The organism is Sporolactobacillus sp. BBK16-2 (genome assembly GCF_059878335.1).
This window is the reverse complement of sequence record NZ_CM187611.1, coordinates 3,365,227-3,388,816: the sequence shown is the minus strand read 5'-3', so window position 1 is coordinate 3,388,816 and position 23,590 is coordinate 3,365,227. Positions and strand designations below refer to the sequence as shown.

Here is a 23,590-nt window from a genome sequence, read left to right as displayed (position 1 = left end):
CATCTGCACTAGAAAAACACTAAAATGAAAATATAATCTGTTCCTAATACTAGATATACATTTGGGGCAGGAATAAAAGGAGAAAAGGAAACAGAAACTATGAATTTACTGATCGGCTATTTGCAAAAACAATCAGTCAGACGCGTCCTTATTTTTGCTCTGCTGGTATTTATTATTTACCTGTGTCGAAGTTTGATTGATTTGCTCTTGCTTACATTTATCTTTTGTTTTCTTGTGGACCGTTTAGAAACCTTTGTCCACCAAAAATTGAAATTGCCCAGACGGTTTGTGGTCATTGTTCTTTATTTGTTAATTGCGCTAGGCATCTATGCGGCACTGACCATTTACTTACCAATTATTGCCGATCAGACGGTACAGCTGTTTGACTCGATCATGAAGACAATTAAGGAATTTCGCGGATCCGTCGTGGTCAATGCGTTCTTGGATCAGCTGCAAAAGTATAATGTCGAATCCTATCTGAAATCGGGTGTCAAATTTCTGATTGATTCGTTTTCTTCCTTTGGTTCATTTACGATCGACCTGTTTCTGGCATTGCTGCTCAGCCTGTTCTTTTCTCTGGAAAAAGAGCGGCTGCTTAAGTTCTCAAGAGGATTTAAAACGAGTAAAATCGGGTTCCTATATGATGAGGTTGCTTTCTTCGGGTCTCGTTTCGTACAGACCTTCGGCAAGGTGATTGAAGCTCAATTTGTCATCGCACTTGTCAATACGGCCATTACAGCGATTATTCTTGCGTTGCTGCATTTCCCGCAGCTGTTCAGTTTGATTCTGATGGTTTTTGTTTTGAGTCTGATTCCGGTTGCCGGCGTTGTCATCTCACTGATTCCGCTTTGTATGATTGGCTATACGATCGGTGGAATACAGGATGTTATTTATATGGTGCTGACGATTCTTGCTGTGCATACGGTCGAAGCTTATGTACTGAATCCTAAGCTGATGTCAGCGAAAACGGAACTCCCGGTTTTCTACACGTTTGTTGTCCTGATCTTTTCCGAACATTTCTTTGGCATCTGGGGACTTATTGTCGGTCTGCCGATCTTTGTCTTTCTTATTGATGTGCTCGGTGTTGAGTACAAAAAACCAATCAAAAAACTGTCGTTGAACCGATCAAAAAATAAATGATAGACCCAATAAGGCAGGGCGGGAGCGCTCTGCCTTTTCTTTTACAGGTATCGCTCCTTGCACGATCGTCACGAATTCAGTATGATTGAAGCATCACGCAATCTTTAAAAAGAGGTATTTTATATGAGCAGAACGTCCATTTATGGATTAACATTGGATAAATTAACAGGCTGGCTGGTGAGTCAAGGCGAGAAAAAATTCAGAGCCGCACAAATTTGGGATTGGATCTATGTCAAACGTGTCGATGATTTTGAGAAAATGACCAATCTCTCCAAAAAGACAATTCAGCTGCTTGAGAACCATTTCGTTATGGGAACACTTGAAACGCAGATTGAGCAGAAAGCGAAGGACGGAACGACAAAATTTCTGTTCAAGCTTTCTGATGGTAATTTAATTGAGACCGTTTTGATGCCGCATGAATATGGACTATCCGTCTGTGTCACATCTCAGGTGGGCTGCAACATCGGGTGCAGCTTTTGTGCGAGCGGATTGTTGAAGAAAAACCGTGACCTTACAAGCGGGGAAATGGTGGAGCAGTTGGTTAAAATTCAGCAAAGCCTTGATGCACGTGAGAAAGATGAACGTGTCAGTCATATTGTTGTCATGGGCATAGGTGAACCATTTGATAATTTTGAACCGGTTATGGATTTCCTCAAGATTATTAACGATGGCAAAGGTCTCGCCATTGGTGCGCGCCATATTACCGTTTCCACCAGCGGTATTGTACCGAAAATCTATGAATTTGCCGATATTGACTGGCAAATTAATCTGGCCATTTCGCTGCATGCACCAAATAACGAACTGCGCAGTAGAATCATGAAAATTAATCGTGCCTATCCGATTGAAAAGTTGATGGAAGCTGTCGACTATTATTTAGAAAAAACCAATAGGCGTATCACGTTTGAATATATTATGCTTAAAGACATTAATGATCACAAAGAAGAAGCTCTGCAGCTTGCCAAACTGCTCGAAAAGAAACGTCATCTGGCGTACGTCAACCTGATTCCCTACAATCCGGTCGAAGAACATTCGGAATACCAACGGAGTGAGAAAGACGCTGTGGTTGCCTTCTATGAAACGTTGAAAAAGCGAGGCATAAACGCCGTTGTTCGTAAAGAATTCGGTACGGACATTGACGCCGCCTGCGGTCAATTGCGCAGTAAGCAGATCAAGAAAGAACGCGTGGTTAAGCGATAAGGCTCAAAGAGTACTAAATCGGCAGAAAGGACGTTTCCTTTCTGCCGGTTTTTCTTATTCAGACATAAATTCTATGTAACTCTCAGCTTCCAAAATGGAAAGAATGGAACGACAATTCGTTCTCAAGTTAGTAATTGTTATCGATTTTATCTTTGCGCCCACAGTGCAAGATGGATGCCGAACCCAATTAGGATTGAACCGGTCACACTTTGGAGCATAAATTGGACTGAAGGTTTCTGCAGCCATTGATTGAATGCTCCGATGAGGAACACATAGGTACTGAACAAGAGAAAATTGATGAGGATGTGCGTTATTCCAAGTATAAAAAAGGGGACAATTGAGTGATTGTCCGGCCGAACAAATTGAGGCAAAAACGTCAAAAAGAAAACGACGACTTTAGGATTGGTCAAATTGGTGAGAAATCCTTGGAAGTAGCCCATTTTTTTTGAAAGGTATTTTTTCGAAAGCACAGATTGTCCATTCATTTGCGTTGCGGTCTGATTTCTAAGACTAAATAATGTTCGGATGCCAAGATAAGCCAAATACAATGCGCCGATGTATTTGAAAATGGAAAAGAAAAAAGCGGATTGGACAAGTAGGGCGGACAGACCGAGTGCTGCCGCGGTCGTATGAATGAAAAGTGCATGAGACGTCCCGGTAATAGTACTTAAGCCGACTGATCGACCGTAAAGCAGTGTATTCCGTGTGGCAAGCGCCATGTCCGGTCCGGGGAGCAGAATCAAAAAAATAGAGACAATAATAAAAAGCAGATAATGTTCCACCAGAGACCACACTCCAACAATTATTGATGCACGCTGCTTTGGGCGGCATGTTGCTTTCGCAAGGCTCTTTTCTTTATAGCACTCATCATCTGGATTTGCGCAACCATGAGCACCATAACAACTAAGAACGTGAGGACGTACATGGAAAAGATCAGTATGTTTTTAGAATCCGTTCCTCCCATGATGCCATGGGTGAGCGCCAGCAGAAAAAGCAGATACGCAATCAGATGGAAACTATGCCAGATTTTTCTCGGCATTTTCTCTTTCAGGTCAGTCGTCAGAAGTACGAACAGCAATCCATAAAGTGTGAGTGTTCCGAGTCCGTAAAGAAACGGCTCACGCGGTGCTGTGAAAGGAACAAGCAGCTGCATCCAAGAGAAAGGAACATAGGGATCAATGACAAGGAGCAGCGGATGCAGCATGGCAACAAATACGCCGGTTGTGTTGAAGAAAAAATGTATGCTTAAAAGCAGGTCGCGAGCTTTTTTTCTTCCTCTCCAAATGGGCATGCCGGCCATAATACCTAAGCATATGCCGCAGAAAAGGAGCAGGTACGCACTGATGCCGAGCACGCGGACAATGAGCCAGGTCGGTGCATGCGCAGATAAAAAGCCTGTCCGGCGTTCGAATTCAATAAATAAGCTGATGATGATCATCAATGAAAATCCAACGGTCCACTTTAAAACCTTATGCTTTTGGTCCACAGTTCATCTCTCCTTATTTGGTGGAAAGGATATTTTTTCTGGGAAATTTTTATAGCTGCACAAATTCTTCAAATTGGATGAGATGGTCAATTGACCATCCTTTTTAATGAACAGGTAGGCAAGATCCGGACGCTTCGCCTTGAGCCACGCGGGCCCTTTATGGCTGTCCATAATCAGAAGGCATTTTGCATAGATTTCGCATGGCAGGAGTTCCGGCCCCACAACGGTTGCCTGAATAATATCCGATTCTGAGGGCAAGTCGGTTCGTGGATCAATAAGATGATGAAGCCGGTGCTTCCCGTCGCTCCAACTGCGTTTGATTTTGCTGCTCGTAGCGATGCCGAAGCGACGGTCTTTGACAGTAAGTTTCCCAATGATTTGGTCATCGGAAAAAGGGTGGGCAATGTTGATGACCCATGGTTGCTTGTCGGACCAGCCCATGATATCGCCGCCGGCATTGATTAATCCTTTCGAGCGACCATCATGAATAAGAGCCAAGGCCGATTTTTGTACTGCCCAGCCTTTTGCAATACCACCGAAATCCAAAGTACAGCCTGAATGCGGTGTTACGCTCCGCTGTTCAAGATCAAATTCAAAAGAAGCTGCTTGGATTGGGGAAGAAATAACACGACGGGTACGCTGAGCATGTAAACGATCGATTTCATCAAATGAACGATCATAGCCAAGTTCTTGGATAAGGCGGCCGAGAAACGGATCAAAGATACCATCTGTTTCCGAATAGAAACGCAGTGCTTCAAATAGCAGTTCGGCAAATCGCGGAGATACGGTTACAGGCATATTAGCGCTCTGATTTACCCGATAAAGCTCACTGTTCGTTAGAAATCTGGAAAATTGTTCTTCTGTCTCGGTCATTCGTTTAAAAACTCTAGACGCGTCCGGCGCGTTTAATCCAGAGATATGTACCTGAGTATTCATATGAAAACTGTGAAATTCAGGCAAAATTACGATCCTTGTGTACTTGTCGTTGGATCTTGTTTGACCGAAGCAATACTTTTGCCAGTATTAAATCCTGCACGTACATGATCTAGGAGAACACCGTGTGATTTTGCGCCGGATGGTTTGTAAACGGCCTGAGCGGTCGATTGTGTGTTGTCTTTGCCAATGGTAATTTTTCCGGTGAACACGACTCGGTTCTGCCAGTAAATGTTGCCTTCAGCTTTGTAGACGTAGGTGCCGGGTTTTACCGCCTTTCCCGCGGCGTCGGTACAATCCCAATATACAGTATGGTTACCGGCGTCTTGTTCCGGAAGTTTGACTTGATTGACTTCGGATTTGGACGCATGGGCCCAGTTTGATGCCTTGCGCCACTCCGGCAATGCCTCAGCCCGCATTTTATAGCCTCCGCCTGCTGTGAAGCTTGAGGCACGCAGCGTTTTAACATAATGGCCTTTTTCATCTTCGATCCAGAAGGCGATCTGATTGCTTGCCAACTGATCCAAGTGAAACAGTCGATAGTTTATAGCGACAAGACCGAGCGTTTTTACATCAGGGACATGGACTGCAGAAGTGTCAGATGACGAGACAGATGAGGTTGAGCTGTCGGAAGAAGGCTGGGACAAAGAAAAGGGGTTATCAGCATGAGCAAATTGGGACATGCCTGAAACAATGATAACGCCGGCGCCTAATGTACCAATGACAGGAGCTAATATTTTTTTCGTTGATCTCACTCCCAATGTTCAAAATTTATTCGCTTAACAGAATAGAAAGTTTCTTTCATTATTATACAGCTAATGCGAAATTTTTTACATTGACGCGCTTTGGCAAGAAATAAATAAAAAAAGCGATAAAAAACCGCTTGGGTTTTCCATCGCTAGTATAAAAAGGTTAAGATTCGTAATTAATGTTATTAAACGATACATCGCGCGCCACGCCGGCCGGCTGGAGTTCTTTATTTGGGATCTTCAAAATAAAGTTAACGATGTTTTCCGGAATTTGCGGATCAACGTACTGCTGCTGTGATTTCTTAATTTCTTTCAGCATCGCGACGTTGTTATCCAACAGTTCATTAATTGTCGGAACAAGATTGCCCATTGAATCGCATGTAATTGCCAAATGATATTTTTCAGCAAATCTTGGATTTCCTGCTTCTTGTCCGGGAAGAGCTCCGGTAATCACGATTGGCGTGTTGCAGGAAACAGCTTCCATCATGACATTTGGGCTGCTCCGAATAAATGCGATATCGGAATTTGCAATCAAGTCTTGGATATTTCGTGTGAATCCGTAGATTTTGACTTTGTCACCGTATTTTTTACCCAAAGTTTTTTGGAGATGTGCTTGTAATTTTTCGTTTCTTCCGGCAACAATGGTAATGTTGAAACCAAAAGTTTCGATCAATGTTTTGGCCATTTTGCCCATATTGCCAACGCCTTCGCCGCCGCTCATGAGCAAGCAATTCAATGGTTTGTTCGGTGCATAATGTTCGGCATCTTTCTGAGCGTGGTTATAGAAGCGTTCGCGCACAGGGAACCCAAACACTTTAATCTTTTCAGCCGGCACACCAAATTCAATACATTTATCCTTGGCTTCTTGTGTCGGGCTGATCACATAATCGGCACGAGCATCCGCCCAAAGCGGTGTAATGCTGATCAAATCGGCGATCAGTGTGACGAATGGTATATGGATGTCATTTTTTTCGAGAATATTGAGAATAGAACCGTTAAAATTCGGATGGACGGTCAGAATGAGATCAGGCTTAACTTTGTCAAGTAGAGCAAGAAATTTGGTTCGAATTTTCATCTCAATCAAATGATTAACAAATGGCACCTTAACGGAAGTGATATCCCAAATGACTTTCCAGAGATGTTCGGAATTTCTGGTGATGGGTCCGTACATTTTGCCGACTCTGAGCAATGTGTTACCGCCTAATGAAAAGCCATCAACCACATGAATCTTTACATCCGGAACAATATCAAATTTTTCACTAAGGGATTCTGTAATACTTTTGTGGCCGTGTCCGGTGTAATTTGAAGATATGATGAGTATATTTTTAATCATCGAAGATATCCTTTCTCTAACAATTGGACTGACTCGCTAGATAAGCAGTCTCTTCTGTCTACCTTACATTGTATGCTAAACTGGGACAAGAAACAATTTTTTTTGGAAGTTATTGAACAATCGTAACAAAAAGCTTACTATAACGCAACATAAACTTAAGGAGATCACGTTTGTATGTCACTTCAGAAATTTAAGACTGTGTACGCTATATCCGTCTATGTCAGTCTGGCGGCGTTTGACAATATTGTTATTGGTTTGTTTCCGCCGCTTTTCAAAATCATATCACACGATTTGCAGGTGCCGATCTCGTCCATGGGTGTCGTTTCAGCGGTTAATATTCTGGTGACTGCCTTTTCCTCGTTGTTTTGGGGTTATTTGTCCGGAAAGCATCACCGTAAACGGCTGGTCATTGTCGGTACATTGATTTGGGTGGCCGGTGTTTACCTAACGTCACTCAGTGGTTCGTATATCCATCTCATGATCTGTCAAATTATCACAGGCGTTGGTTTGGGCTGCATTGCGTCTATTGGCTTCAGCGCGCTGACTGATTATGTTCCCTATCACTCTCGAGGCATGATTCTAAGTTTGTGGGGCATGTCTCAGGGCTTTGGCGGCATTGCCGGTGCACTCATTGCTTCAATTATTTCGACTATGTCCAGCTGGAGATTTCCCTTTGAACTCTTGGCGATAATCGGCTTGCTGCTCATTGTCTTCTATTTTTTTGTGGAAGAACCACGCTTTGGCAGTGCGGAACCGGAACTAAAGAAGCTGATGGATCGCGGCATGAACTATACATACCGCATCGGAATGAGCCAAATTTTAACGATGATCGGTAAGAGAAGCAATCTGCTGCTCTTCTTGCAAGGGTTCTTCATGAATATCGCAACCGGCAGTCTGATCTGGCTGCCCACTCTTTACATATCTAAAATTGAAGAGATTGGTTACGGAACGAAAATTGCGATGATTGTCGCCGCCTTCCTGTTCGGTATTTTTCAAATCGGCGGTACCCTGTCCTCCTTTTTCGGTTACCTTGGGGATAAAATGCAGAGAAGGAGTTATAAGGCGCGCGCACTGATTACTGCGGTGTTCGTTTTTCTGACCATGCGTCTCTATATCTTATTATTTATTTTTCCAATCGATCAATTATCACTCCCGGACACAACAAATTCGGTAACTTTATTTATTAGTTTGCTTGGGGACTTGATTTCTAACCCTTGGATTCTGTCGCTTTTTGTCATTTCTCTGTTCGCATCGGCCGCGCAATCAGCGAATACGCCGAATTGGCTGGCTTTGATTACCGATGTGAATCTGCCGGAACATCGGGGTACCGTATTCAGTATTGCCAATCTGGCGAACAGCCTGGGGAGAACGGTAGGAAACCTTGGTATGGGGGCGGTCTATGCGATTGTCTCGATCTATTTGCATAGTCCCGGTGATTATATTCTGACGATGAGCCTCTTACAGATCCCACTCATCCCGTCAGCACTATGCTACGTGTTTATGGCTAAATATAATGTTCGTGATATTCATTCGGTGAAGAAGACATTGGTTAAACGTGGGAAGATTGTGTAAGCAATGATGATCGAAACGTGGGGATAAAAAAACGCCGCTAAAATCCTTAAAAAGGATTCAGCGGCGTTTTTCGATATTTAGGCTTGTTCTTCAAACAAACGAGCGATTTCGACAATTGTCTGGGTCGCTTTAATCATATCGTTGACGGACAGGTATTCGTACTTGCCGTGGAAATTTTCTCCACCGGTGAACAGGTTCGGTGTCGGGAGTCCCATATAGGAAATCTGCGCGCCGTCAGTACCGCCGCGAATCGGCAGAACTTGCGGTTCAATGTCGAGATTTTTCATGGCCTGATACGCAACATCAAAAACTTCTTTATGCTGTTCAACGATTTCTTTCATGTTGTAGTACTGATCTTTCAATTGAAGTTCAATCGTGCCTTCACCGTATTTTTTCTCGAGTTTCTTTACGGTTTCTTGAACGAATGCTTTTTTCGCTTCGAATTTATCCTTGTCGAAATCACGGATGATGTAGACAACCTTGGTCTGTTCCACATCTCCTGTGAAGGTCAGCGGATGGTAGAAGCCTTCATAGCCGTCAGTGAGCTCAGGTGCTTCTTCAGCAGGCAGCTGGTTTTGGAAATCAACAGCCATCTTGATTGAATTGAGCATTTTGTTTTTTGCGGAACCGGGATGGACATTGCTGCCCTTGAAAATCAGTTTCGCTTCTGCGGCATTGAAGTTCTCGTATTCAAGTCCGCCAAGCGCGCCGCCGTCAACCGTATAGGCAAATGCCGCACCAAATGCTTTGACATCAAATTTATGAGGGCCGCGGCCGATTTCTTCATCGGGAGTTAATGCGACGCGGACTTTGCCGTGCTTGATTTCCGGATGCTGAATCAAATAATCCATGGCGGTGATGATTTCAGTAACGCCGGATTTGTCATCGGAGCCAAGCAGTGTGGTGCCGTCGGTTGTGATCAGCGTATGGCCTTTGTAATTGAGCAATTCCGGGAATGTCTTCGGGCTGAGGACAATGTTCAGATCTTTGTTCAAGACAATGTCGCCGCCGTCATAGTTTTCGACAAATTGCGGGTTAACCCCATCGCCGGTGAAATCGGTAGCTGTATCAACATGGGCCATAAAGCCGACAACAGGAGCATTCTTCTCCGTATTTGCGGGTAAGGTGGCCATAACGTAGCCGTTTTCATCCATTGTGACTTCCTGCATGCCGATACTTTTCAGTTCGGCAACAAGCTGGCGAGCAAGTGTCAGCTGTCCTGGCGTTGATGGGCAGCTTGGGCTGTCATCATCGGATTGTGTATTGACTTTTACATATGAAGTGAAGCGTTTAATCAGATCTTCTTTCAAAAGGGTCACCTTCCTTAATAATCTTTTTCTATCTTACCACTTCAAAGGCGTCAGATCATGTTAGCAGGAGGCAGCTGTGTAAAATTGAATCGCGACAAAGCACAACCGCGATATAAGCGCACGAACAAGGGGCACCGTGTGTCCCAATGCACGAAAATCAAGGTTCAAAGCACGAAAACCCGAGTTCAATGCATGAAAATCAGATTCCAATGCACGAACGCGAATCGGAGCCGACTCTATGAATGGAACCGATGCTCCCATGCACGAAAAAAAGGATTCAATGCACGAAAATCAAGGTTCAATGCATGAAAATTAGATTCCAATGCACGAATGCGTTCTAGAGCCGAGACTATGCACGAAACCAGTGATCCAATGCACGAAAATCGTGATTCAATGCATGAAAATGGTGATCTAATGCATGAAAGTCAGACCCCAATGCACGAACGCGATCTGGAGCCGACTCTATGAATGGAACCGGTGCTCCTATGCACGGAAAATGTGATTCAATGCACGAAAATCAAGGTTCAATGCATGAAAATCAGAGGCCAATGCACGAACACGTTCTAGAGCCGATACTATGCACGAAACCAGTGATCCAATGCACGAAAATCGTGATTCAATGCATGAAAATGGTGATCTAATGCATGAAAGTCAGACCCCAATGCACGAACGCGATCTGGAGCCGACTCTATGAATGGAACCGGTGCTCCTATGCACGGAAAATGTGATTCAATGCACGAAAATCAAGGTTCAATGCATGAAAGTCAGACCCCAATGCACGAACGTGATCTGGAGCCGACTCTATGAATGGAACCGGTGCTCCAATGCACGAAAAAAGTGATTCAATGCATGAAAATCAAGGTTCAATGCACGAAAATTAGACGCCTATGCACGAACGCGAATCGGAGCCGACTCAATGAATGGAATTGGTGCTCCTATGCACGAAAAAAAGGATTCAATGCACGAAAACCCGAATTCAATGCATGAAAATCAGACCCCAATGCACGAATGCAATTCGAAGCCGACTCTATGAATGGAACCGGTGCTCCTATGCATGAAAAAAGTGATTCAATGCACGAAAACCCGAGCTCAATGCATGAAAATCAGATTCCAACGCACGAACGCGATACGGAACCGACTCTATGAATGGAACCGGTGCTCCTATGCACGGAAAATGTGATTCAATGCACGAAAAACAGAGGCCAATGCACGAACGCGTTCTACAGCCGATACTATGCACGAAACCAGTGATCCAATGCACGAAAATCGTGATTCAATGCATGAAAATCAGATTCCAATGCACGAAAAAGAGATTCAATTGCTTTTTTGCTTGCACCCGGATGAGATGATCTGTTACTTTAAAGGACAGGGTGTATCAGACAAAAGGACGTGCTGGGATGAAACAAATGAATGTCTATTTTAATCATGATGCAGGGATTGATGACCTTGTATCCTTATTTTTATTACTGCAAATGGATCAGGTGGAGGTCACCGGCGTATCGGTCATTCCTGCCGATGGCTATTTAACACCGGGTATTGAGGCAAGCCGGAAAATCATTGATCGCTTCGGTAGAAAACCGATTGAGGTTGCGCGATCTAACTCACGCGGCCACAATCCGTTTCCGAAGGAATGGCGCATGCATCCGTTTTTCGTTGACGCGCTTCCTTTATTGAATGAATCGGGAAAGGTGGAAGCACCGCTGAGTACGCTGCCTGCGCATGAGCATTTAGCGCAGACGGTCAAAGAAAGTGCGGGAAAAACAACACTCCTATGCACCGGACCATTGACTGACGTGGCGCGTGCCCTCGACTTCGCCCCTGATATTGAGGAGAAAATCGAGCGGTTAATCTGGATGGGCGGTACGCTGAATCCGGTGGGTAACGTGCAAGAGCCGGAGCATGACGGGACAGCCGAGTGGAACGCATTCTGGGATCCGGAAGCTGTGGCGCGTGTATGGCAAAGCAGTATTCCTGTGCGCATGGTCGCACTTGAGAGCACCAATCAAGTGCCTTTGACCGTGCCGATTCGCAATCACTGGGCGTCACTCCGAAAATATACAGGTATCGATTTTCTCGGCCAATGCTACGCAGCGGTGCCGCCGCTCGTTCACTTTGAAACCAATTCGACGTATTACCTGTGGGATGTTCTGACGACAATGGCCGCAGGAAATCCTGATCTGGTACAGACGAAGAAGGTGCGCACAATTGTCCATACGGAGGAACCTAGCCAAGGACGAATTGAAGAATCCGTGGATGGGCGTGAGGTTGAGATTGTTTATGACGTGAACGCTGATGCGTTTTTTGAATCAATCGTTGACCTTGCGAAGAAAGCGCGGCAGTGAGGAATTACGAGCGCAAGTAAAAACATTGAAAATGCAAAATGGTTATATTGTAGTTACAATGATTACGTGATAACGTATACACATAATAACATTTGCATAGAATAGGAGGAAAAACTATGGAGAGTGCTGCAGCTTTGGAACGGAAAATTTTTAAGATGGGCAACAGCTATGGATCAACGTACCCGAAAGAAGTGCTCGAACATTTGCATGTCAAACCCGGGGACGAAATTGTTTTTGAGAATTTGGATGACGGGACTGTGAAGATCCGCAAAAGCAAGGCGGTAAACCTTCCGGTTGGTATTGATCAGGAGTTCATTAAAATGGTGGATCAAATAATCAAGGATAATGATGCAGTGTTTCGAGGCCTTGTGGATCGATGACCGAATACTTAAATAAAAACCAAGTTATTTATCTTAATGCAGTATTGATTAAGCGTTTTTCGCCATCTGAGGACATTGGCATTAAAGAACCAAGTTTGTTGGATAGCGCGATTAACCGCCCAAAGCAATCGGTTTTGGGCGAAGATGCGTATCCAACACTCTGTCAAAAAGCGGCTGCATTGTTTCAGAGCTTAGCTCAGAATCATCCGTTTTACAATGCCAACAAACGGACTGCCTATGCTGCCCTGGAATTATTTTTGCGAAAAAATGGCTATGTCATCCAGGCAAGTCAAAAAGAAAAAGAGAATTTTACTGTTGAATTATCTGATCAGCAAAATAAAATAGCGATCCAGGACATCAGTACTTGGATCAAAGTGCATGCAACCTTGTGGCGGTAATCTGATGCATTCGTTAATAACTGCTTCAGATGCTAGTCATTTTTAACCCCTTCTATAAGAATTAGTTATTCAATAATGGGATAACGTCTGTTTGACAAGATCGCATTAATCAACATTTTATGTTCCGTAAATAGATTGTCGGGTAATGCGTCAAGTGAAAAGAACTTATTTTGCAGTGACTCTTCGTTGTGCTCAATGAATTCACCTGTATAGTCCGTGCAAGTGAAAGAAATAAGAACCAATGAAACTTGGTCGCCGTTAGAAAAAGTTTTATCGTACTGTGGACCTGAATGAATACTAAGGAGTTCAAGCTTTCCTAATTGAAGCCCTGTCTCTTCATAAACCTCTCTCCTAGCTGTATCCTGAATGCTTTCCCCTAATTCCATAAATCCGCCTGGGAATCCCCATTGTCCATTATCAGAACGTCTTTGCATCAGCACACGATGCTCCTTATCAAAAACGATTGCACCTGAAACAACCATTAACACCTTTTCGTGACCAACCATTGATCTCAAATAGTTAATGTAATCCAATGTTTCCCCAGCCTTTCTCGTTTAATTTAAATGAGCATGCTACATCAAGTTGTCATGAAGAACTAAGTCTCTCACCAAATCAAGCATGTCCTGATTTTGTTTGAAAACAAGGTCAGGGGTATGATTTATATCAAAATATTTGAGCCCCCAAGTTTCATTGGTTTGTTTACTAAGCAGACATCCACCAATTGGTTTAACCAAAAATAACATACCGATGTTTTGCAGCTTATCTCCATTTGCATACTCCATGAAATACTTGTCAAACACACCTAGTGGCCGAACAACTTTGACATTTAATCCCGTGTCTTCAAGTAGTTCTCTCTTACATGCTTCTGAATAGGATTCTCCATACTCCAGATAGCCTCCAGGCAGACACCAACCACCGCCAGCTCTTTCCTGCAGTAGCAATTTACCATGATCCATAACAATTCCGGTCGCTGTATTTAAAATAATGGGCGTATGTCCTACGAACTTTCTGATGCTTTTAATATAATCTGCCATATCCGATCTTCCTTTCAAAATTGATGATTACTAATATCTTGTGGATTTGTTGATTACGACAAGCCCACAGAATATTAGAGCCGCCATGAGAAATACACCCCGATACCCAAATAAATTAGCTGCATAGGAACCAAGAAACGGACCAATTACGATTCCCGCAGATTGAAAGGATTGGTTATATCCAAAAATACTGCTGGACATTGAGATTGGTGTATTTTTGGCAAGCAGGATACTAACTGCCGGCATTAATGCCGCATCGGACAGTCCGATAAGCAGTTGCAAAAGAGCCAGCTGCCCAATGTTCGTAACAAAGGACATTGGCAACAAGAAACAGACGGTCGCTAGCAAGCTCACTTTAAGGATTCTCTCCGTACCTATACGATCCCCCAGCTTGCCAAAATAGGATGACATCAATAAACAAGAAATCCCAGGGGCCGAAGTGACTACTCCATTCATTAAATTAACATTTCCGGTATTATTCATTAAGTGTGCCACGTACAGGGGTTGTATTGGACTGATCGAATTATTCCCCATTTGAATGAGCAGGGTGGTCAGGTACAAATTCACAATGATTTTCTTCTTCGGAAAATCGTTAAATTTCACTTGTTGCAGCGATGAGTTCTTTCTCCATGAGTGCTGATTTGTTGTTTCATGAACACCGAAAAGATTGATAAAGAAGATGCCAATTAATAAAAAGCTGGTGAGCAAGAAAGTTAATCTGTAACCAAGCAGTGAGCCGATCACGCCTCCTAATAAGGGACCAAGCAGTGAGCCTGTTATGAAACCGGTAGCTAGCGTTCCTAAGGCATAGCCGCTTTTCTCCTTAGGCACTTCCGCCGCCAATAAAGCATTCGTATTGCTGAAATAGCCGGCAAATACGCCCTGCAGCAGACGCAAACCAATGAATTCCCAAACAGTGGTTACCAAGGAAAACGCGCCAATGGTCAATGCGGCACCCATGGCGCTTAGCAATAGGATTGGTTTTCTTCCAAACCGATCGCCTACTTTTCCCCAGAGCGGTGAGAGAAAAAAAGCAGTTAAATAAGTAGATGAGAAAATGACGGCACTATAGCTATTGAGCTGCCGCGCTGTAAAATTCCCTAAATCGCGCAAGAAAAAGGGCAAAAACGGCATTACTTCACTAAAAGCAATTCCCGCAACCATATTGCCAAACAACAAAATAAGCATTAATCTGCGCCAATGACTATGCGTGAGTGGTGCTGACTTTTCCTCTTTCCCAACCATTAAGACGCCCAACCTCTTCCTAAATACTGTTCATGTGTTGCTAACAGTTTAAAGGGTTGGCATAATGAGCTTAGCATCGTGTTACTTATATCGACATGAAGTGAGGAGATAAATATGATGACAATCGGAGCGTTGATCAGAACGATCAGATTGGATAAGGGCATGACACAAAAAGAAACGGCTCAAGGTATTCTCTCGCGTTCCCATTTATCGGAGCTTGAACATAATAACTACTACCCAACCTATGACAAAATGATCCTGCTAATTAATAGAATGGGGTTGTCTTTGGAAGAGTTTGAACGCGAACTGCATCAGAACGAGCTCTTTTTTGAGGACTACTATATTCAACGTGCGAATGATCTTTCAACAGAAAGTAAAGTTGATGAGCTGGCAACGTTTCTGAAAGCAGAGTTTACAGAGAGCGTTGCGAAGCATTCACTTCGTCTCGAACATAAGCGTTTAAATATGTTGGGACTAGTCGATTTTATTCGACACAACGGTCATATTAACTATGCCAAATATGAGTCGTTGTTTACCTATTTATTAAAATGTCAAAATTGGCGTCACTATGAGCTCGCTCTATTAAGCAACTCTATTTTCCTCGCAAACTATTCCGTTGCAAAAGTACTGGCCAAACAATTTATTTCTAAATTCAATGATCGCCGCTCTCATTCCGGCGCATACAAAATACCCATGTTCTTCAACAATCTAGCTGAAATGGCGTTAATGAATCATGAATATGAAACCGCTTTGGCGTATTGCCGGGTTTCGCAAGGCTACACGGTTAAAAACCATGATCTGTACAATCAACTGATCAGTGAGACCCTGGAACACATGGCGAACATTTTGTTGGGCAAAGAGTCTGGAACGAAACTAGAAGAACGTCTACAGCTGTTTATCAATTTAAACTATCAGGACACTGCCAATTATTATTCCAAGCTATGTAAACAGCTAGATATTGAGGTGGGCTTAGACAGTGATTAAACGCATCGATTAAAACCGGCGGACGGTAGTAAAAGGTAAAGTCGAAATATGTTGAATAAAGTTAAAGTATTGTAAATACTATGGATTTTCATTGCCTATCTTTTTTAAAAACGAGATACTGGATTTGGTCCAATAACTTAAAGGATGCCGGCTTTTGTTTCTCTATTTTTGATCGATGATTTTTTATACCGGATGAAAATAGGAGGAGTAACTATGAAAAAAGAAACATTGATCATAACCGGAGTATCAGCAGCAGCTGTTTTCACCGCACTATTTTTCCTCGTATTCAACCTACCCGACAATGACCAGGAAAAAGCGGATAAACAAGTGAACGAAAAGAAAGAGCATGTGACTTACGATCATCAGAACGCATACTCCGAAAGCGCACAAGAACAAAATGCAACCAAATCAGAATTGCTGTCTCCGCAGCAATTAGGAATGACACCGGAAGAATATGTGAAAAAGTTCCCATCACCTGAGACTCCGAAAGAGGTCGAAAAGAAAGGGCTTGATGGGATACAGAATCCAAATCCTTTCGGTGATGAAAATAAAAATCGCGGCGTTGTCGATGATAGTGACTTTCAGCGTTACCTATTGTTAATGGCAGGCAATAAGAAGAAAATAACGGATGATCGAATTGAATGGCTGTTGTCCGCCTTGGCAATTGATAAAATAGGTTTGAAGCACAAAGACGTTTACAGTGAAATACTGAACCGTTGGAAACACGAAGACTTTTCGCATCTTGGATCAGACAAGCAGAAAGTCCTTAATCTATAGAACTAAGAGCTTTCATATTTGACGAATTTTCTTGTCCATGATGAACTAATAAACATCCATCATCTGCTCAGGAAGTCGCAAAAGTCCATTGAATGAGGAGGGTGTCTCAAAGTCGATTTTCGACTATGAGACACCTTTTAATTATACTGAATCTTGGTTTAGAGTTAGAAGAATCTACTATAATGGTATATGATCTGTTGATGAAAAAGATGTAAGAGGTGAATGACTTGGGACCATGGCAATCATTTGTATCGTATTGGAAAAATTACTTTAATTTTAAAGGAAGAAGTAGCAGAGCGGATTATTGGTGGGTACAATTATGGTTAGCACCGCATATTATTATTTCGCAACTCCCTCGATTTATAAAGATACCGTCAGCTTCAACAGTACAAGCGGAAAATGCCAACTTGACCTTTGGAATATTTCTAATCTTTGTCTATAGTATTCTATTACTGAATGCAGTCTTAACATACGTTTTTTTAATTCCTTCAATGAGTCTAACATCTCGGCGCCTTCATGATATCGGTTTAACTGCTTGGTGGTATGTGCTTGGTACGATCACTCTAATCTTTTTCAGTTTTATTTTTCACTCTCTCAGGCAAGTTGTCCCATTTTGGGCTTTGATTTTTATTGTCCTTTCACTGTTTCCGTCAAGGGGTCCTAATAAATTCGGTGAGAAGGCTGATGTATAAGCAAAACGAATAAACATAGTTAAAGTGCGTGCGTCCACCCATTTCAAACTTTTCTGACTTCAATTACAATTAGAGGAATACAGCATGAGATAATCAGTTGAGACATTGCGACTCTACAATCAGTGATTCGGCAAATCTGAGCTTTTTTTGTTTTTTTGTACGCCAACGATCCGCTTTGCTGCCTTTAAAATAGTTCTAATCAATGAGAGGTGCTTATATCAAAATGAAGAAAATCCATTTAACGATTCTGATCATCCTTATAATTAGCCTTGCTGTGAATGTTACTCTTGCTCTTAACTGGTCGAATAGTACAAAGAATGCTAGTGTGCTCGCCAAAAAGGTTGACGATTACTCCAAAAAATTAGCATCGATTAAAAAGAAAACAAAAAAAAATTTGGCAACTAAGAATGCTCTTTCAGAATTATCCAATTGGAAGATTAAACCGAAACCTATTGGTTCATACAAATATAACCGAAATAAAACGAATGGTGAGATTATGTCATTTTATGAAGCCAACGCCATTTATAACTCTGACAAAAAGTATCAGAAAGTCGGCCTTGATGGTGTGCAGGCACCGAATCCTTTCGGGGACAAAATGATTAATCGCGCTACCATTACCGATGAACGTGCACAAAAATATTTATTGAGCATGATCAATAACCCAAAGGAACGGACAAGACAACGTATCGACTGGCTTACATATGCTGTGTTTCTTAACAAGTCCAGACTGAAACATCGAAAAGTTTATGCTGACATATTGACTCGTTGGCAGAATAATTATGACTTTTCACAACTTACAAACGAACGGAAGACGATTGAAAATCTACGAAAATAATGGAAATATAGATAATTCATCAATAAAGAAAATGGGTGATTAAATATCAAAAAATATCGGGAGTTCTTTTTTTGCGTTATCGCTTGTGCTTCTTTATATGTTCTTTGATTCAAAAGTGTGTTAGAAAATGCTTTCTGGATGTTCTTGTTATTTTTTTCCTAATGTATTTGGGTTATCAAGGGCAGTAAAAATCTTGAGATGAATAGATAAACAACGCTCCATTGCAGCGGAGCGTTGATCAATGTGACACGTACCCTCGATTTCTCGCGATATTGAGGAGAAAGAAGCTATTGAATGAAAGAATGTAGTTGAAGAAAAGGTATCAATGAAAATCCAATCAGGAAGCTAAGAGAAAGGGTAAGAAAGTAATACCTCTTTTTCATTTTTATTTTTTTATAAAGTGCTCTATTGGCAAATATCAATAATGGAAAGTAAAACAAACTGATGAACAAAGCGATCAAAAGGAATAAAATTCCGTCTCCTTGCTCTGAATTGGGATCAACAAATGCTAAACCTAAATCTTGAGCAGTATAAGGTATACCTAGAATCCAAAAACAGATGACATAAAAGAATAACAAACCGAGAATGAAGTTTAATAGAGCTTCAACGGAAACGAAGATAAATTTCATTGTGTTCCACCAGTCAATATAGTATAGTTAAGCCCATTATATAGGCTTTTAGTGCTTTGATAGGGACATTTGAAAATACCGTCAGATTATTTTCTATAGAATGACTATGTTTTAAGAATAGTTCACTGCATCTTTACTGGACACCTCATAGTTAAAATTCCTTCCTCAGCCCCGTTTTCCACACAATCACATTCGCGATCAGTAGGCAGACAATATAGATCAATATACCGTATCCGGGAAGAGCCCAGCGAATGACGGCGTGACCTGCGGCGAACAATCCGGCAATGAGAAACAAGAAGAAAATCATTATATTTCCGCTCGTTGGAGTGGCGTCAAAAGGCTTTGAGAACGGGAACGCTTCATTTAAACAATATCGGTAACTAATGACGGTGAAGATCGAAGCGGTTAAGAGTACCGCAATTAAATCCGGTAGAATGCGCCAATGAAAAAGAAACAGGAACAGAACGGATAAAATTAGGAACACCGGAAGAAAAAGCTGCGTGAGAGCTGCTTTGAGTGTTCCGGAAAAAATAGCCGTGCGATTGGCGATCGGCGCGGTTCCGTAGATCCATGCACCTTTATATGCGCTTGAATAGTTAAGCATGAATAGAGCAGTAGGAATCAGAAGCAAGCTGAAATAGACATAGTAGTATCCTGATCCTTTACCCAGTTGATCCAATGATGAGCCTTGTAAGCCATTCATTAAAAAAATGAAGGGAAAGACCAGTGACATTCCGAGTGAGGGGTAGACCTTCAGCTTGAACATGCGGTCCTGCTTCATCATTAAGGAAGCGAATCGGAAGAAATGGCGCTCTTCTTGTTTACGGCAGAGCAGTCTGCCGAGAAATCGGTTGAACCACCCGAGCTTCTGTCTGCTTTTTCCGGTTTGCACGGATAATTTAATGATGGCGCGTTCAAAGGATGCGCTGAATCCATGATAAATCAAAATGAGCACAATAGGCGCAACGAAACCGAGGATACCTAGAAAGATAAATTGCGACTCATGATGCCCGCCAATCAGCCATTCGGTCATTGCGCCAAACCAAAGCGGCGGAACGAAGAACTGCCACCAGGACAGAGACAGACTGATGTGGCTTACCGTAATATCGAACGCGCGAATAACGAGCTGGTAGCCAATTGCAATCGCGAATGACAGGAAAATCTGCACATAGTTGATGACATCCTTCAGTCGCTCGCCGTCAAAGAACTTTAACACAATCAGATAGATGAATGTTGTGCAGGAAATGGCGATCAAGTCAATCAGTACAAGATTTAATAAGAATAGAAGGAAAAACAGCGGACCGCTGCGCATCAGACCGACAATTGCCGAAGGGAGGCCCATTGTTCCGGTCAATAAGATGAGATAGATGCAGATGTGGACGGTTTTCGCCGCGTGAAGTGTCCTGGAATCAATGGGTTTCGTCCCTAGGATGGATTGATCACGCGTGTCGAGAAGCACCGCTGAGAAGTCTGCAATCATCGCGGTCATGACCATGAAAAGAATGATACTGAACACGAGACTCATTTTGAATAAATAGTCACTGCCGAGAAAATTAATTGGGACAATAAACAGCCCGGTTAGTGCATAGACCCAGAGTGATTTAAGAAACAAATTGCCCTCTTTTTCCTTATTCCGAGCTCTGCTGCCGAGCACAACTGGCGTTCGTCGAGCATCCATCAGCAATTTGGCGGCGAGCACCTTCCGCATGACCGGATAATCCACATGCATACGATTGAACATCCATTTCAAACGATCAAGCACTTTTAAGAAAAAGTTCTCTTCCATAGATCACACCTCTTCCACTATGGAAACGAAGTCCTCAGCGATTTGCGCGTGCTGATGAAAGCCGGTCAGCTGATTGAATATTTCCTCCAGGCTACCTTCTTTGTTTTGTGCTTTTAATTCTTCAAACGTACCGTCCGCTGCAATTTGTCCATCGTAAAGGAGCACAATGCGGTGGCTGATTTTCTCAACAATATCCATGATGTGTGATGAGTAAAAGATGGTTTTCCCTTGCACGGCTAGCTTGGCAAGTATCTCTTTGAAGACAAGAACACTGTTGGCGTCCAATCCGCTCAAAGGTTCATCGAAGAAAAGCAGATCGGGGTTGTGAAGCAGGCTGGAGATAATCAGTACTTTTTGCCGCATGCCTTTTGAAAAAGAAGAGAGGCGGGTATCAAAGACATCGGCAAGACCAAATTGGTCCATGAGCAAACGGGCTTTGCGTTCCGCCCTTTGTTCGTCCATCCCATAGCACCCGCCGGAAAAAACAAGATATTCATGGGCGGTAAGCATGTCATAAACCTCGGCTGTTTCAGGGACATAGCCGATCCGGCTTTTATACGCAACGCCGCTTGTTCGAATGTCTTCGCCAAACAGACGCGCCGTTCCACCATAGCCTTGTTGAAGCCCCAGCAAGATTCGTACCGTTGTACTTTTTCCAGCCCCGTTCGGACCGATATACCCAATGATTTGTCCGCGTTTAACCTCAAGATTGAGCCCTTTCAGAACCAATTTCCCGCTGTAGTTCATCGTTAAATCTTCCAAAGATAAAACAACGGATTGTTTTGTTTCGATTGTCCTCATCTCCCGAGCTGAATGATTAATTCTAGATTATCATTTCCTAAGCGTATTGTCCGTGACAAATCGCCGAAATTCTGACAAAGGACACGTTTGACCGCCTTTTTTTTAAAATGAATGCCTTTTCGTTTTATCAAATATGTGTCACGGCAGGAGCCCAGAGCATATATCAATATCAGAGCCCAATTTTAGTAACATGAACCGGATCGGCGGTTCGGCTGATCCGGCTGCTTTATTCAACAGAAAGATGCGGGTTTTATTTTGACTATGGAGGCGATGGTTTGGTGATTAAGTATACTTCGGCCCCTATTTCCCGCAAACCACGAAAAGGATGTGGTCATCGATGAGCGAGCTCGAAATTGCAGGTTGCAGTAAATATTATAAAAAAAACGGTGTGCCGATGTGCGCGCTGGCGGACACCGATCTGCGTGTTGAAAACGGCCGCTTTGTCAGCATCATCGGTCCGAGCGGCTGCGGAAAATCGACTTTGTTCAACATCATTGCCGGACTGATTAAGCCGTCCAGCGGCCGGATCCTGCTCGATGGCAAAGACATCACACAGGAAAGCGGCCATGTCGGCTATATGCTTCAGAAGGATTTGCTGCTTCCCTGGCGCTCGATTCTCGACAACGTCATTATCGGGCTGGAAATTCGCGGCATCCCCAAGAAAGAGGCACGCAAGCGGGCATTGCCCATGCTCAAAAATTACGGATTAGGCGGCTTTGAATATGATCATCCGGATGCACTGTCCGGCGGCATGCGGCAGCGTGCCGGGTTGATTCGAACGCTTCTTTACGACAAGGATGTCATTTTGCTCGATGAACCGTTCGGAGCGCTTGATGCGCAGACGCGCATGCAAATGCAGAATTGGCTGCTTGAGATTTGGAAGGATTTTAAGAAAACGATTCTATTTGTCACGCATGACATTGATGAAGCTATTTATTTGTCGGATGAGATTCACGTGTTTACTCATCGTCCGGGAAAAATCAAGGCAACGATCGAAGTCGATTTACCGCGGCCGCGCAGTGAAAAGACACTCATGAACGACCGTTTTCTTACATTAAAAAAAGAATTGCTTCTGATGCTGAGGGAAGAGCGCGTTTCGTCTGATTGAGATGTTACATGTATGGTGAACGGAGGTGAAAACGTTGCCGGATAAATTAAAAAACAATGAGCCGTTTATTGAAGACCCGACTATCCAGACGACCAAATTGGGAAGAAGAGCATTTGTTGGGCAGGTTCTGGTTGGTGTCATCATTATCTTTCTGTGGGAATTTCTGACCCGTATCGGCTGGCTTGACAGCTATTATTGGAGCAGCCCGAGCACGATCGTGCACACCGGGTGGAAAGCGATCACCCAAGGAACACTGCTTCAGGACTTAGCCTATACCTCGGGATCAACCATTCTCGGGTTCGTGCTGGGTACGGCAGCCGGTTACATCCTTGGCCTTTCCTTTTGGTGGTCGGAGCTTTATTCCAGAATTTTCGAGCCGTATATGATCGCATTTAACGCGATTCCCAAACTCGCGCTCGCACCCGTGCTTGTGATCATGTTCGGGATTGGGTTTGATTCCAAGGTCATTTTGGCATTCCTTATGACTATTATCGTTGCGGCGATCGCTGCATACAGCGGCGTGCAAAGCGTCGACCGTGATCTTGAGAAAATGCTGGTATCACTCGGAGCGAAGCGGCGGCACGTTTTTATGAAGGTGGTTGTGCCGACGACGATTCCATGGATCGTCAGCATTCTGAAAATCAATATTTCACTTGCACTGGCAGGCACGATTGTCGGTGAATTTATTAGCTCCAGGCAAGGCATCGGGCGCATGATCCTATATGCCGGCCAAGTGCTTGATATCGATCTCGTATGGGTAGGCGTCGTTGTTCTTTCCCTATTATCGATTGTGATGTACTTAGGGACGGTTTGGCTTGAGCATGCACTGATGAAAGGAAGAACACCAAAATCATAATTG

General features: G+C 43.2%; 23 protein-coding genes. 12 read left to right on the top strand and 11 right to left on the bottom strand.

All coding sequences use genetic code 11. From position 1 onward, the window contains the following. Positions 1 to 99 precede the first annotated feature (99 nt). The gene (locus AC6F33_RS16720) at positions 100 to 1,140 is read left to right on the top strand and encodes an AI-2E family transporter (protein WP_500777476.1); all 1,041 of its coding nucleotides are present in this window, start codon (positions 100 to 102) and stop codon (positions 1,138 to 1,140) included. A 123-nt stretch (positions 1,141 to 1,263) separates the two neighbouring features. Continuing rightward, a complete protein-coding gene (gene rlmN, locus AC6F33_RS16715; protein WP_480948186.1) occupies positions 1,264 to 2,337 on the top strand; it encodes a dual-specificity RNA methyltransferase RlmN in 1,074 nt (357 codons plus the stop codon). A 146-nt stretch (positions 2,338 to 2,483) separates the two neighbouring features. On the opposite strand, the gene AC6F33_RS16710 is transcribed toward rlmN, so the two are convergent. The 5 genes from AC6F33_RS16710 to AC6F33_RS16690 form a co-directional block, all read right to left on the bottom strand. Then, positions 2,484 to 3,122 (bottom strand): LysE family translocator, encoded by a 639-nt coding sequence (locus tag AC6F33_RS16710; protein ID WP_255747938.1) that lies wholly within the window; start codon positions 3,120 to 3,122, stop codon positions 2,484 to 2,486. Between the two features lie 17 nt (positions 3,123 to 3,139). Continuing rightward, positions 3,140 to 3,823, bottom strand: a complete 684-nt coding sequence (locus tag AC6F33_RS16705) for a hypothetical protein (protein WP_480948187.1) — start codon at positions 3,821 to 3,823, stop codon at positions 3,140 to 3,142. 3 nt (positions 3,824 to 3,826) lie between these two features. Next, the gene (locus AC6F33_RS16700; RefSeq protein ID WP_480948282.1) at positions 3,827 to 4,759 is read right to left on the bottom strand and encodes an FAD:protein FMN transferase; all 933 of its coding nucleotides are present in this window, start codon (positions 4,757 to 4,759) and stop codon (positions 3,827 to 3,829) included. 26 nt (positions 4,760 to 4,785) lie between these two features. Next, complete coding sequence (locus AC6F33_RS16695) at positions 4,786 to 5,511, bottom strand: DUF2271 domain-containing protein (protein ID WP_255747833.1); 726 nt, start codon at positions 5,509 to 5,511, stop codon at positions 4,786 to 4,788. 157 nt (positions 5,512 to 5,668) lie between these two features. After that, positions 5,669 to 6,838, bottom strand: coding sequence for an MGDG synthase family glycosyltransferase (locus tag AC6F33_RS16690; RefSeq protein ID WP_255747832.1), 1,170 nt, complete (start codon positions 6,836 to 6,838; stop codon positions 5,669 to 5,671). A 174-nt stretch (positions 6,839 to 7,012) separates the two neighbouring features. On the opposite strand from AC6F33_RS16690, the gene AC6F33_RS16685 reads away from it, so the two are divergent. Further along, positions 7,013 to 8,410 carry an MFS transporter gene (locus tag AC6F33_RS16685; protein WP_500777475.1) on the top strand — a complete coding sequence of 466 codons (1,398 nt, stop codon included), beginning with the start codon at positions 7,013 to 7,015 and terminating at the stop codon, positions 8,408 to 8,410. 77 nt (positions 8,411 to 8,487) lie between these two features. Here the strand turns inward: AC6F33_RS16685 and pepT are convergent, their stop codons facing one another. Then, a complete protein-coding gene (gene pepT, locus AC6F33_RS16680) occupies positions 8,488 to 9,720 on the bottom strand; it encodes a peptidase T (protein ID WP_500777474.1) in 1,233 nt (410 codons plus the stop codon). Positions 9,721 to 11,117: 1,397 nt separating this feature from the next. Between pepT and AC6F33_RS16675 the strand changes: the two genes are divergently transcribed. The 3 genes from AC6F33_RS16675 (at position 11,118) to AC6F33_RS16665 (ending at position 12,840) form a co-directional block, all read left to right on the top strand. Continuing rightward, entirely contained in the window at positions 11,118 to 12,062 is a 945-nt protein-coding gene (locus AC6F33_RS16675) for a nucleoside hydrolase (RefSeq protein WP_480952922.1), read from the top strand. Positions 12,063 to 12,178: 116 nt separating this feature from the next. Continuing rightward, positions 12,179 to 12,442 carry an AbrB/MazE/SpoVT family DNA-binding domain-containing protein gene (locus tag AC6F33_RS16670; RefSeq protein WP_255747826.1) on the top strand — a complete coding sequence of 88 codons (264 nt, stop codon included), beginning with the start codon at positions 12,179 to 12,181 and terminating at the stop codon, positions 12,440 to 12,442. Then, on the top strand, positions 12,439 to 12,840 hold the full coding sequence (locus tag AC6F33_RS16665) for a type II toxin-antitoxin system death-on-curing family toxin (protein WP_255747824.1): 402 nt from the start codon (positions 12,439 to 12,441) through the stop codon (positions 12,838 to 12,840). The genes AC6F33_RS16670 and AC6F33_RS16665 overlap by 4 nt, the downstream gene beginning before the upstream one ends. A 65-nt stretch (positions 12,841 to 12,905) precedes the next feature. On the opposite strand, the gene AC6F33_RS16660 is transcribed toward AC6F33_RS16665, so the two are convergent. From AC6F33_RS16660 to AC6F33_RS16650, 3 genes are read right to left on the bottom strand one after another with little or no spacing between them, the layout of a single operon-like run. Continuing rightward, complete coding sequence (locus AC6F33_RS16660; protein ID WP_255747822.1) at positions 12,906 to 13,373, bottom strand: NUDIX hydrolase; 468 nt, start codon at positions 13,371 to 13,373, stop codon at positions 12,906 to 12,908. Between the two features lie 39 nt (positions 13,374 to 13,412). Continuing rightward, the gene (locus AC6F33_RS16655) at positions 13,413 to 13,874 is read right to left on the bottom strand and encodes an NUDIX hydrolase (RefSeq protein WP_500777473.1); all 462 of its coding nucleotides are present in this window, start codon (positions 13,872 to 13,874) and stop codon (positions 13,413 to 13,415) included. Between the two features lie 30 nt (positions 13,875 to 13,904). Next, complete coding sequence (locus tag AC6F33_RS16650) at positions 13,905 to 15,119, bottom strand: MFS transporter (RefSeq protein WP_500777472.1); 1,215 nt, start codon at positions 15,117 to 15,119, stop codon at positions 13,905 to 13,907. Between the two features lie 114 nt (positions 15,120 to 15,233). On the opposite strand from AC6F33_RS16650, the gene AC6F33_RS16645 reads away from it, so the two are divergent. From AC6F33_RS16645 to AC6F33_RS16630, 4 genes are all read left to right on the top strand, one after another. Beyond that, positions 15,234 to 16,103 carry a helix-turn-helix domain-containing protein gene (locus AC6F33_RS16645; protein WP_480948190.1) on the top strand — a complete coding sequence of 290 codons (870 nt, stop codon included), beginning with the start codon at positions 15,234 to 15,236 and terminating at the stop codon, positions 16,101 to 16,103. 213 nt (positions 16,104 to 16,316) lie between these two features. Beyond that, positions 16,317 to 16,880: a DUF6241 domain-containing protein gene (locus tag AC6F33_RS16640; RefSeq protein WP_255747816.1), complete on the top strand. Its 564-nt coding sequence runs from the start codon at positions 16,317 to 16,319 to the stop codon at positions 16,878 to 16,880. Between the two features lie 218 nt (positions 16,881 to 17,098). Beyond that, complete coding sequence (locus tag AC6F33_RS16635; protein ID WP_480952923.1) at positions 17,099 to 17,572, top strand: DUF805 domain-containing protein; 474 nt, start codon at positions 17,099 to 17,101, stop codon at positions 17,570 to 17,572. Between the two features lie 223 nt (positions 17,573 to 17,795). Beyond that, complete coding sequence (locus AC6F33_RS16630) at positions 17,796 to 18,407, top strand: hypothetical protein (protein ID WP_255747815.1); 612 nt, start codon at positions 17,796 to 17,798, stop codon at positions 18,405 to 18,407. A 780-nt stretch (positions 18,408 to 19,187) separates the two neighbouring features. Here AC6F33_RS16630 and AC6F33_RS16625 read toward each other — a convergent pair. Together AC6F33_RS16625 and AC6F33_RS16620 are read right to left on the bottom strand one after the other, a co-directional pair. Continuing rightward, complete coding sequence (locus tag AC6F33_RS16625; protein ID WP_255747814.1) at positions 19,188 to 20,822, bottom strand: hypothetical protein; 1,635 nt, start codon at positions 20,820 to 20,822, stop codon at positions 19,188 to 19,190. A 3-nt stretch (positions 20,823 to 20,825) separates the two neighbouring features. Beyond that, positions 20,826 to 21,569: an ABC transporter ATP-binding protein gene (locus AC6F33_RS16620; RefSeq protein ID WP_255747812.1), complete on the bottom strand. Its 744-nt coding sequence runs from the start codon at positions 21,567 to 21,569 to the stop codon at positions 20,826 to 20,828. Between the two features lie 391 nt (positions 21,570 to 21,960). Here AC6F33_RS16620 and AC6F33_RS16615 point away from each other — a divergent pair, with 391 nt between their 5' ends. Continuing rightward, positions 21,961 to 22,731: an ABC transporter ATP-binding protein gene (locus AC6F33_RS16615; protein WP_480948192.1), complete on the top strand. Its 771-nt coding sequence runs from the start codon at positions 21,961 to 21,963 to the stop codon at positions 22,729 to 22,731. Positions 22,732 to 22,765: 34 nt separating this feature from the next. After that, positions 22,766 to 23,587, top strand: a complete 822-nt coding sequence (locus AC6F33_RS16610; RefSeq protein ID WP_370645979.1) for an ABC transporter permease — start codon at positions 22,766 to 22,768, stop codon at positions 23,585 to 23,587. The last annotated feature ends 3 nt before the right edge of the window (positions 23,588 to 23,590 follow it).